Source organism: Flavobacterium sp. (genome assembly GCF_027533505.1).
In the GTDB taxonomy this organism is placed as follows: Bacteria; Bacteroidota; Bacteroidia; order Flavobacteriales; family Flavobacteriaceae; genus Flavobacterium.
In genome coordinates this window covers 37,024-47,806 of sequence record NZ_JAPZUB010000069.1, presented here as the reverse complement: position 1 = coordinate 47,806, position 10,783 = coordinate 37,024, and the positions used below count along the sequence as shown (strand labels likewise).

The following is a 10,783-nucleotide window of genomic DNA, read 5'->3' as shown; positions in this document are numbered from 1 at the left end:
TTGGAGTTTTGGACTACAACTAAAAAATAAACCTCGCTTATCCCGAAGTTTCGGGAGCTTAAACGAGGTTGTTTTTTACGAATTATTTTGAAAAATTTTATTTTGAATGGGTTGTGCAACAGTTACCGCTGTTGTGTGTAGGCTTTATATCTTTATTCTAGTTTGCGATTTAATAATTCCCTCATTAGTCGGGCTAAGTAAAATTTTATGCCTTATTGATATTTCTTCTCTTGTCAAATTGCTTCTAGTGAAGAAAGCCTCACTAAATGCTTCAATTAATTTAGGAAATGAAACAATTGCGAAAACTTTTTTGTCTGGCGGCAAAATACCATTGTCACGAAAATAACTTACTGTGCTTATTATTTGAGCTATCATAGTGTTAGGATAGTCAACCTTTTCGTCCAATGCTGTTTTTAGATTTGATGTGTATTTTGTCTCAATAAAAAGAACCCAATCGTCAGCGTTCAAAGATGTAGGAAACAATACACACTCACATTGCTTTACTTGACCTTCTGGAGTCTTTACTTTTAAAGCGTTTTCTTTAAACGCAACATAATGAACATTCACTTTTTTCTCATTTGTCAAATGAACGCAATCATGTTCTGGCTGATTTTCTAATATTTCAACTTCTCCACCGTTGATATTTTTATAGTCAATTACATATATATTTTCAGCGTCAATTGTGCCATTGCTTTGTCCAGCAATAATTTCATTAATTCTTTGAATCATAATCGTAGTAACCTAACATTTCAAAATACTCATCCATTATGTCTTTGGTAATCTCATTGAAATAATGTTTAGTTACCGTTTTTGTTGTAATATCTTTTACAGAAACAACTTTTCCGTTTTGTACTTGCCAAATAGAGACCAAATCAGGGTTTATCCAAGACTCTTTATTTATGATGTCAGTTTCTTCATTTTTGCCAATTTTATCCTTTATATTAAAACCCATTAGGCAATTGTTTATTGAGTAAAGGATATATGGGCTGTGAGTTGTTAAGAGCAAGGAATGATTCCTTTCTTCATTCATTTTATTGAACAAATAATTTATGAGTTCCCTCTGTGTTGAAGGAAATAAATTTTGTTCAGGTTCTTCTATAATGAAATTTGTCGAATTGTATGATTCTAAATATTTAGCACGTTGATACGAGAAAAGTAGCTTTTTCATATCTTTTTCGTCTAACTTAATATTTTCTATGTCTTTATATTTCGACAAGTCTAAAATTTCAGTAATGTTTTTCAGTAAGAAGTTCTTTAAAGAGTCTTTTTCCTCAACAGAGTTTGAAATATTGTTTTTATAGATATAGTTTGTTAGATGTTCGATAATTACTATCAATGGAATTATTGATTGCAAACCGCTTGAGCCCTCACGTAGTAAAATTTCTCTTTTGTTGTCTAAAAGCAATATATCATTATCATTTTCAGACTTGTTGTAAAATTGAATTCCCAAATTTAATACTGGAAGAAGATTATTATTGTTGAAGATTCTTTTTGCAGTAAACCAATCATAAACAAAACTCATTATGTTATCATTCGTTTCTTTGTATTTCGATAAGTTTGGTATAACTGATACAAAGTTTCGTTCTGACGGTATGTAAATATTTTTTGTCTTTTTATAAATTTTTGAAGTTTGCTTTTTACGAATACTCCTCTTTAGTTTCCTTCCTTTGTATGTAATTATAATGAAGTCTGTTTCATACGTAAAAGAAGAGTTGTCATAAAAATAGTTGTCACTAAGTCTGTGAAAATCTAATAATTGTTCCCTTACATCATATTTAAATTCACCGTCAAGCAAGTATCTTTTTTCAGCCCATTGGCAAAAACTGATAATTTTTGCAATCGTACTTTTTCCGCTACTTTGAGGTCCCATTAAGACATTGATTTTGTTTAGCTCAATATCAACTTCTTTTATGGGTCCAATATTTTTTATTTCTATTCGATTCATTATCTTAATATTCAATGTACAAAGATATAAATTCTGTGATGTTTACTGGTGTTTGTTGTCAAATAAGCTTACACATAACTCGTTTATACCCCTGAAGCATTCAGACTTAGGCAAACCCATTGGGTGTATATGCCTGATTTCTTAGGGTTGTATAAAAGTAGGTTTTTTTTTTACAAATCCTCCAATAATCATAGCCGTATTTAACCGCAGTCTTTGCCAGGTTCCCCCGCACACAACTTAGTAGTTTCAAAGCCCTGTACTAGTCACTAATCACGGTCATCAATAATTGGGGGATGTTTTCACCCTCTTCTTTATACTGTACGGGAACGGTAACATCTCCAATTACAAAATACGCAATATCCTGTTGTGTAAGCTTTTGTAAAAGTTGAGGCGTTAATACAAACGAACTCGATAATTGAAATTGATGCGAACGTAAAGCGTCGCATCGCACAGGATTGTCGGGAAGTGTAATTTGCTCACCATTCAAAAGTACCAAACGAAGGCCGGATTGACTGCCACACGAACTGTTTTGAGTTTGTACCTGCAAGGTGTACTCTAATTCAGAAGGGGACTTGTAGCGGGAAACAGTGATTGTACTGGATGCAGCTACTAGTACTGTTTCAAAATCCGTACGGTAAATAGGATCCCGCTTTTTTTGAAATGTTTGTGCGATACAGGTGAAACCCGAAAAAAACAATAGCGCTAGCGAAAAATAGTTCATAACTTCAATTGATTGGGATGATATAAATCAATAATGCTGGTTTTTAATTTTTATTGTTCTTGCATGCAATTTTCTCCACCACCTCCTTCGGGACTTGTTCGGAACTTGTTCGGAAAAACCCCCGAAAAACGGCATTTTGCCGAACAAGTCCCGAAGAACGTCCGAACAAGGTCCGAAAGAAACGAACACAAAGAAGCAAGAGCAAAGACCCCCTTTGGAGTTGTTTTAAATGTTGAATTGTAAATTATAAATGAGCGTGCTAACATGTCCTCTTTGACTATTTTAAATGTTGTATTTTAAATTATAAATGAGCGTGCTAACATGTCCTCTTTGACTATTTTAAATGTTGTATTTTAAATTATAAATGAGCGTGCTAACATGTCCTCCTTGACTAACGACTAACGTCTAACGACTAACGACTAACGTCTAACGACTATTTAAAATACATCTTCTTAGGACACAACCTGAAACCTTAAACTTGAAACTTGAAACCAACTATTCCCCCCCTTCGGGGCTGACCGCTAAAAAGACTTACGACTTATGACTTTCGACTTTCGACGTCAAACCTGTTCCATAATTTTGGGAGAAACGCAAAACCCCCTTGCCCAAACCTTAGAATTTCGTTTCTTTGTAACACTAAAATTAAACCCAAACGCGTTATGGAAACCGATAAGTGGATTGAATTGGCGATGTATACGTTACCCGCTGTAGTGACCGGCGGAATCGCCTACTTGATGATGCAAAAGTTTGTGAACTTGGACGAAAATCGCCGCAAATTCCAATTGCTGCGCGACAACCAGAAACAAGCGCTGCCCATTCGCCTCCAAGCCTATGAACGCATGGCCTTGTTCCTCGAACGCATTAATCCGCTCAAACTCATGATTCGCGTGGCGCCTTTCAACAACGATACCGCCGATTATATGAATCTTTTGATTCAAAATATCGAGCAAGAATACGAACACAATGTAACGCAACAAATCTACCTCTCCGATGAAGCTTGGGTGATGGTAGTCAATGCCAAAAATGCTATTATCCAAAACCTCCGCAACCTAGCTGCCGATAGCGAAATCAAAGACGCCGACCACTACCGAATGAAAGTTTTGAGTTCTTTAATGGAAACCGAATCTGCTTCGCAATTGGCATTGGAGTTTTTGAAGAGCGAAATCAAGGACTTTATTTAGACTTTAGAGTGATTAGTCCCGAAACTTTGGGGGTGATTAGTGACTAGTGATTAGTTATTAGTGATTAGTTATTAGTGATTAGTTATTAGTGATTAGTTATTAGTGATTAGTGACTTTTGGAATTTTAACTATTGGAATTTTAACTATTGGAATTTGGAATTTAAGATTTTGGAATTAAATTATTGGATTTTTTATAAATGGGTCGCAACTCAGAGGCTTAGCGTCTCAGTAACTCAGTAGCTTAAAAAAAATGCTCGAACAGTATCTCAACCAATTAAATGAAGCGCAACGGGCGCCCGTACTGCAAAAAGACGGTCCCATGATGGTGATTGCCGGAGCCGGTTCGGGGAAAACACGCGTGCTGACCATGCGTATCGCCTACCTCATGCACCACGGTGTTGATGCTTTCAATATTTTGGCACTTACCTTCACCAATAAAGCCGCCCGTGAAATGAAATCGCGGATTGCGGCTATCGTGGGAAGTAACGAAGCCAAAAACCTCTGGATGGGAACATTTCACTCGGTGTTTGCTAAAATTCTTCGCATTGAAGCCGATAAATTAGGATACCCGTCCAACTTCACCATTTACGATACTCAAGATGCCGTGCGGTTGATTTCGGCCATCATCAAAGAGATGCAGTTGGACAAGGATATTTACAAACCCAAACAAATTTTGGGACGCATCTCGTCGTACAAAAATTCACTCATCACGGTAAAAGCCTATTTCAACAACCCCGAATTACAAGAAGCCGATGCCATGAGCAAACGCCCGCGGATGGGGGAGATCTACCAAAACTATGTCGACCGCTGCTTCAAAGCCGGTGCCATGGATTTTGACGATTTGTTGTTAAAAACCAACGAACTGCTTAACCGGTTCCCCGATGTGTTGGCCAAATACCAAGACCGTTTTCGCTACATCATGGTCGATGAGTACCAAGATACCAACCATTCGCAATACTTGATCGTACGCGCATTGTCCGATCGCTTTCAAAATATCTGTGTCGTAGGCGATGATGCCCAAAGTATCTATGCCTTTCGCGGAGCCAACATCAACAATATACTCAATTTCCAAAAAGATTACGATCGGGTGCAAACCTACCGCTTGGAGCAAAATTACCGTTCGACCAAAAACATCGTTGAAGCGGCCAATACCATTATCGATAAAAATAAAACCAAATTGGATAAAGTCGTTTGGACGGCCAATGAGTTGGGACCAAAAATAAAAGTCCACCGCAGTTTAACCGATAGTGAGGAGGGACGTTATGTGGCGGGAGAGATTTTTGAAATGAAAATGCGGGAACAGCTCACCAATGGGAAGTTTGCTGTGTTATACCGTACCAATGCACAATCCCGAGCCATTGAAGATGCTTTGCGCAAACGCGACATTCCGTACCGTATTTATGGCGGTCTATCGTTTTACCAACGCAAAGAAATCAAAGATGTGTTGTGTTACCTTCGCTTAATTATCAATCCCAAAGACGAAGAGGCATTGGTGCGCGTCATCAATTATCCCGCACGCGGTATTGGTGATACGACGATTGAAAAATTGACTATTGCGGCCAACCATTACAAGCGTTCCCTATTTGAAGTGATGGAGCATATTGACAAAATTGATTTGAAATTGAATGCGGGAACCAAAAACAAGCTTCACGATTTTGTGAACATGATTAAAAGTTTTCAAATAATCAATGAAAATCAAGACGCGTTCTATTTGGCCGAACACGTGACCAAAAAAACAGGGTTGATTCAGGAGTTGAAAAAAGACGGTACTCCAGAGGGCGTCGCTCGGGTAGAAAATATCGAAGAATTGCTTAACGGAATTAAAGATTTTACCGAAGGGCAAAAAGAAGTCGATGGCGCACGGGGCGCCTTGGCCGAATTTCTTGAAGATGTTGCCCTCGCCACCGATTTGGACAACGATACCGGCGACGATGATCGCGTGGCCTTAATGACCATTCACTTGGCCAAAGGACTGGAGTTTCCCTACGTTTTCATAGTTGGTTTGGAGGAAGATTTGTTCCCTAGCGCTTTGAGCTTAAATACCCGAAGCGAACTTGAAGAAGAACGCCGTTTGTTTTATGTGGCGCTCACCCGTGCCGAACACCAAGCCTATCTCACCTATGCCCAATCACGGTACCGTTGGGGAAAACTTACCGATGCCGAACCCTCGCGTTTTATTGAAGAAATCGATCCGCAATACCTAGAATTTGTCAATCCCGCTGAAACCTCTAGCTACCGCTACAAACCCATGATTGATATGGATATTTTTGGCGATGTCGATAAATCCAAATTGCGTTTGCAAAAACCCGTTTCGGGAACACCGCCACGTCGAATGCATGAGGACGAACCCACACCAAGTGCCAATATACGTCGCTTAAAGCCTGTGAATGCAAGTGCTCCCACTTCTTCATCGGGCCATGGAGACAGTAAACTTGCGATCGGGAATATCGTGCTCCACGAACGCTTCGGGAAAGGGGAGGTGCTCAATTTGGAAGGCGTAGGAGCCGACCGAAAAGCCGAAATCAAGTTTGAGGTAGGCGGGATCAAAAAACTGCTCTTGCGTTTTGCCAAGCTCGATGTAATTGGCTAACTTTAACTACCTAATTTCCAAGCGATGGCTCAATTTGTAAAAATCTACAACGACAATCCCAACGAAGCGGCCCTAAAAAAGGTCGTCGAGGTATTGCGCAACGGTGGTATCATCATTTACCCCACGGATACGGTCTATGGATTGGGCTGCGATATCACCAATGCCAAAGCGTTGGAGCGGGTCGCCAAACTGAAAGGAATTAAGTTGGAAAAAGCGAATTTGTCCTTCATTTGTTACGACTTAAGTCATATATCAGACTATGTAAAGCAAATTGACACATCGACGTTTAAGTTGCTAAAACGCGCCTTACCAGGACCCTATACGTTTATTTTGCCCGGGAATAACGATTTGCCTAAAGTTTTTAAAAATAAAAAAACGGTGGGAATTCGCGTCCCCGATAACAACATCATTCGTTCACTGGTCAATACCCTAGGTAATCCGATTATTTCGACTTCCATCCACGATGAAGATGAAGTATTGGAATATTCCACCGATCCGGAATTGATTTTTGAAAAATGGCAAAATCATGTAGACTTGGTTATTGATGGCGGTTATGGCGATAACACCCCCTCTACCGTGATTGATTTGTCGGGGTACGAACCTGTTGTGGTGCGTGAAGGCAAGGGTTCACTCGATATTTTGTAAAAAAAAAGCGCCTCGATAAGGAGACGCTTTGAGTGTTGGTAAGCCATTACTTGCTTAGGTTTTTCATTTCTTTTTCAATCATATCGTAGAACTGGTCGATTTTGGGTAAAATGACAATACGTGTTCTGCGGTTGGTCGCTCGATTTTCAGCCGTATTGTTGTCAACCAAAGGAATATATTCACTACGTCCCGCCGCAATAATTTGCTTCGGATTTACACCTAAATCTTTGGTCAATACACGCACAATGGCTGTAGCGCGTTTGACACTCAAATCCCAGTTGTCAAGCAATATCGCATTCCCCGTAAAAGGAACATTGTCGGTGTGCCCTTCCACCATACATTCAAAATCAGGCTTGTCGTTGATGACTTTAGCTACCTTATCCAATACGGATTTGGCCTTGTCGGTCACCACATAACTGCCGCTTTTGAATAACATTTTATCAGAGATGTTGATGAAAACGACTCCTTTTTCTACACTGATGTTCACATCTTGATCGTCAAGACCTACATTTTTCTTCAAACTGGTTACTAATGCCAATGTCACGGAATCTTTCTTCGTTAAGGCATCTTGTAAACGGTTGATTTTTAAGTCTTTTTCTTTCAAACTTTCCAAAGAGCGCTGTAAGTTTTCAGCTCCTTTGGTGGTCAACATCGTTAATTCTTTGGAACTATTAATCAAGTCGCTGTTGTTCTTTTTCAAGTACTCATTCTGCTGACTCAAGGCATCTTTTTCGGTCAAACAAAGATTCAACTTCATGGTGGTAGAATTCAACAAATCCTGACATTCTTTGTTCTTTTGTTCCAATTCGGCAATTTTCTTTTTACTGCCGCAAGAAGCTAATGTTAACGCTGCTAAAGAAAGAAACAATACTTTTCTCATGGGATATCTTTTTTGTTTTTGACAAAATTAAAGGATGTTGTGTGAAATAGGACTACAAAAAGGTTAAGATTTGTTAATTATCGTTCAAAATACTTTTTTCCTTTCACAAAATAATTCCAAACAATACTATGCAATCTATAATAATCCTTGCGTTGCGGTGCCTTTCGTAAGGCGAGGGTAGCCCTTATTCTTCCATAAAATGAAAAGTGTGCCTTAACAATGGCCCAAGTGTGTGCTCCTTTTCCTTGCAGCAAAAATTGAATTCCGGCTATACCGTCCAAGACCAAGCGTAAAAAAAGGATGGGCAACAAGGTACGGGCAGGTAAATTTTTGAGCATCATTGATAAAGAGTTCCGAAAATTCAAGAAGGTTTTATGCGGAGTTCCTGTTTTTAAAGTTGCGCCCCCCAGATGATACACCACCGAGTCGGGAAGGTAGTAGCAATCATACCCTTGATTAAACGCACGCCAACATAAATCGATCTCCTCTTGATGCGCAAAAAAAGAGGCATCCAGTCCACCCAAATGATGATAGACATCGCGACGAATGAAAAAACATGCCCCAGTAGCCCAAAAGATTTTTGCGGGTTGATTGTATTGTCCCTCGTCTTTTTCCAAGGTTTCAAACACGCGTCCACGGCAATAGGCATATCCCAAACGATCAATAAATCCGCCTGCTGCCCCAGCGTATTCAAAAAACGCTTTGTTTTTGTAATCCATTAATTTGGGTTGCGCAATCGCGGTATGGGGATGGGACTCAAAATGGGTTATGATGGGCTGCAACCAATTTTCGGTTACTTCAATATCTGAATTCACTAAGGCATAAATAGGCTCTTCAACTTGTTGTAAGGCCTCGTTGTATCCTTGTGCAAATCCATAATTTCCTGCATTTTGTATGATTTTTACGGAGGGGAAAGTCGCCTTTACAAACGACACCGAATCATCGGTAGAGGCGTTATCTACGAGGTACACTTGCGCCTCATCGGAATGTTGTACCACCGAAGGTAAAAACGTTTCGAGCAACGCTTTTCCATTCCAATTTAAAACAACGACAGCTATTGATTTCACAGACTACAAAAGATTAAATTCAGGTAAATCAGGTAGAAAAATATACGTTTGCGCTTCAAAGTCCATTTGACAAAAGTAATGCTCCAATCCGTTGGTTACCATCAAATACTTGGCCTTCAAAACGAGGTTGTACCGCGCAATTTGATCAAAAACCGCTTGGGTAATTTTTACCTCGGGCGCTTTGCATTCGATCAAAACAGCGATTCCTCCATCTTGCTGAAAAACAACCACATCATAGCGTTTAGTTAAACCATTTTGTGCAATCGATTTTTCAACATTGATATACGATATCGGAATTTTTTTAACCTCTTGCAAAAACCGAACAGTATGTTGTCGAACCCATTCTTCGGGGGTTAAGACTACAAATTTTTTCCGGATAGCGTCAAATATTGCCGTTTTATTTTCACTATTTTTGAGGCGAAAGGAAAACGGTGGGAAATTGAGTGCTTGCATTAGGCAAAAGTACACTTTTTTCATCGCAAGCCAAGGAGACAAAAACTATGGACGAAGCGGTACATATCATCAATGCGATAAAAAGCGGAACAATAGCCCCAATTTATTTTTTAATGGGGGAAGAACCCTATTACATTGATATTATTACAAATTACATCGAAGATCACTTGCTCACTGAAGATGAAAAAGGATTCAATCAGATGGTGATGTACGGACGCGATACGACCATTGAAGATGTCATGGCACAAGCCAAACGATACCCTATGATGGCCGAACGCCAAGTAGTGATTGTGAAAGAAGCTCAAGAATTAGCACGAACCATAGAAAAATTAGAACCCTACGCCGAAAATCCCCAACCCACGACCGTATTGGTTTTGGCTTACAAGTACAAAACTTTGGATAAGCGCAAGCGTGTGATCAAAGCGTTGGAAAAAAACGGATTGGTGTTTGAAAGTAAAAAACTTTATGAAAATCAGGTCGCTACATGGATTACTCGAGTAATCAAAGGGAAAGGTTTGGGCATCGAACCCAAAGCGGCGGCGATGTTGGTGGAGTTTTTGGGGAATGATTTAAGCCGCATAAGCAATGAATTGGACAAATTAAAAATCATTTTTCCGGCCGGACATGTGGTGACTCCCAACGATATCGAGGTAAATATTGGGTTTAGCAAAGATTACAACAATTTTGAATTGCGTACAGCAATAGGGGAGCGAAATGAGAAAAAAGCGTACCGCATTGCCCAGTATTTTGCTCAAAATTCGAAAGACAATCCGTTGGTAGTTACCACAGCCATGGTGTTCTCGTATTTCACCCAAGTATTGCAATACCATGGGTTGAAAGATAAGGGTCAGGCGAATGTGGCTAAGGTGCTGCGCATTAGTCCCTATTTTGTGAAAGATTACGAATTGGCTGCACGCCATTACCCGATGAAAAAAGTATCGGCGATAATAGCCAAACTCCGTGAAGTCGATGCCAAAGGAAAAGGGGTAGGGGCCAATTCCATCAGTCATGCCGATTTGTTAAAGGAATTGTTAGTGACGATTTTCAATTGAGTTTTTTTCCGATATTTGCCTTCCGATTAAAATAAAATGAAACGATGGCAATGAATAAAAATACAGTACTCGGTTGGGCAACACTCATCATGATTATCATGGGGTTATTGCTCATTGGAATGGGCGTTTTTCGCTATAACGAAATCGCAGGTTGGGGATTTGGCGCAGTAGGGGTAGGATTTTTAGCCAATGCATGGGTGTTTAGCTCGTTGAAAGGACGGGTGTGAGATTATTTTAAATGGGGGTATT

At 39.6% G+C, this 10,783-nt stretch carries 11 protein-coding genes; 5 read left to right on the top strand and 6 right to left on the bottom strand.

What is annotated here, in order from left to right; translation table 11 throughout:
* Positions 1-144: 144 nt before the first annotated feature.
* From O9316_RS12790 to O9316_RS12780, 3 genes are all read right to left on the bottom strand, one after another.
* On the bottom strand, positions 145-729 hold the full coding sequence (locus O9316_RS12790; RefSeq protein WP_298204536.1) for a hypothetical protein: 585 nt from the start codon (positions 727-729) through the stop codon (positions 145-147).
* Positions 713-1,945: an AAA family ATPase gene (locus O9316_RS12785; protein WP_298204535.1), complete on the bottom strand. Its 1,233-nt coding sequence runs from the start codon at positions 1,943-1,945 to the stop codon at positions 713-715. Before O9316_RS12785 ends, O9316_RS12790 begins: the two co-directional genes overlap by 17 nt.
* Before the next feature lie 259 nt (positions 1,946-2,204).
* Entirely contained in the window at positions 2,205-2,666 is a 462-nt protein-coding gene (locus O9316_RS12780; RefSeq protein WP_298204534.1) for a hypothetical protein, read from the bottom strand.
* 659 nt (positions 2,667-3,325) lie between these two features.
* Between O9316_RS12780 and O9316_RS12775 the strand changes: the two genes are divergently transcribed.
* The 3 genes from O9316_RS12775 (at position 3,326) to O9316_RS12765 (ending at position 7,082) form a co-directional block, all read left to right on the top strand.
* A complete protein-coding gene (locus O9316_RS12775) occupies positions 3,326-3,847 on the top strand; it encodes a hypothetical protein (protein ID WP_298204533.1) in 522 nt (173 codons plus the stop codon).
* A 250-nt stretch (positions 3,848-4,097) separates the two neighbouring features.
* A complete protein-coding gene (locus O9316_RS12770; RefSeq protein ID WP_298204532.1) occupies positions 4,098-6,437 on the top strand; it encodes an ATP-dependent helicase in 2,340 nt (779 codons plus the stop codon).
* 24 nt (positions 6,438-6,461) lie between these two features.
* Entirely contained in the window at positions 6,462-7,082 is a 621-nt protein-coding gene (locus O9316_RS12765) for an L-threonylcarbamoyladenylate synthase (RefSeq protein ID WP_298204531.1), read from the top strand.
* A gap of 46 nt (positions 7,083-7,128) precedes the next feature.
* On the opposite strand, the gene O9316_RS12760 is transcribed toward O9316_RS12765, so the two are convergent.
* From O9316_RS12760 to O9316_RS12750, 3 genes are all read right to left on the bottom strand, one after another.
* The gene (locus O9316_RS12760) at positions 7,129-7,962 is read right to left on the bottom strand and encodes a flagellar motor protein MotB (protein WP_298204530.1); all 834 of its coding nucleotides are present in this window, start codon (positions 7,960-7,962) and stop codon (positions 7,129-7,131) included.
* A 77-nt stretch (positions 7,963-8,039) separates the two neighbouring features.
* Positions 8,040-9,029 carry a glycosyltransferase family 2 protein gene (locus tag O9316_RS12755; RefSeq protein WP_298204529.1) on the bottom strand — a complete coding sequence of 330 codons (990 nt, stop codon included), beginning with the start codon at positions 9,027-9,029 and terminating at the stop codon, positions 8,040-8,042.
* Between the two features lie 3 nt (positions 9,030-9,032).
* Positions 9,033-9,482: a type I restriction enzyme HsdR N-terminal domain-containing protein gene (locus O9316_RS12750; protein ID WP_298204528.1), complete on the bottom strand. Its 450-nt coding sequence runs from the start codon at positions 9,480-9,482 to the stop codon at positions 9,033-9,035.
* A gap of 47 nt (positions 9,483-9,529) precedes the next feature.
* On the opposite strand from O9316_RS12750, the gene holA reads away from it, so the two are divergent.
* Complete coding sequence (gene holA, locus O9316_RS12745; protein ID WP_298204527.1) at positions 9,530-10,534, top strand: DNA polymerase III subunit delta; 1,005 nt, start codon at positions 9,530-9,532, stop codon at positions 10,532-10,534.
* 44 nt (positions 10,535-10,578) lie between these two features.
* Positions 10,579-10,761 (top strand): CAL67264 family membrane protein, encoded by a 183-nt coding sequence (locus O9316_RS12740; RefSeq protein ID WP_297515165.1) that lies wholly within the window; start codon positions 10,579-10,581, stop codon positions 10,759-10,761.
* Positions 10,762-10,783 lie beyond the last annotated feature (22 nt).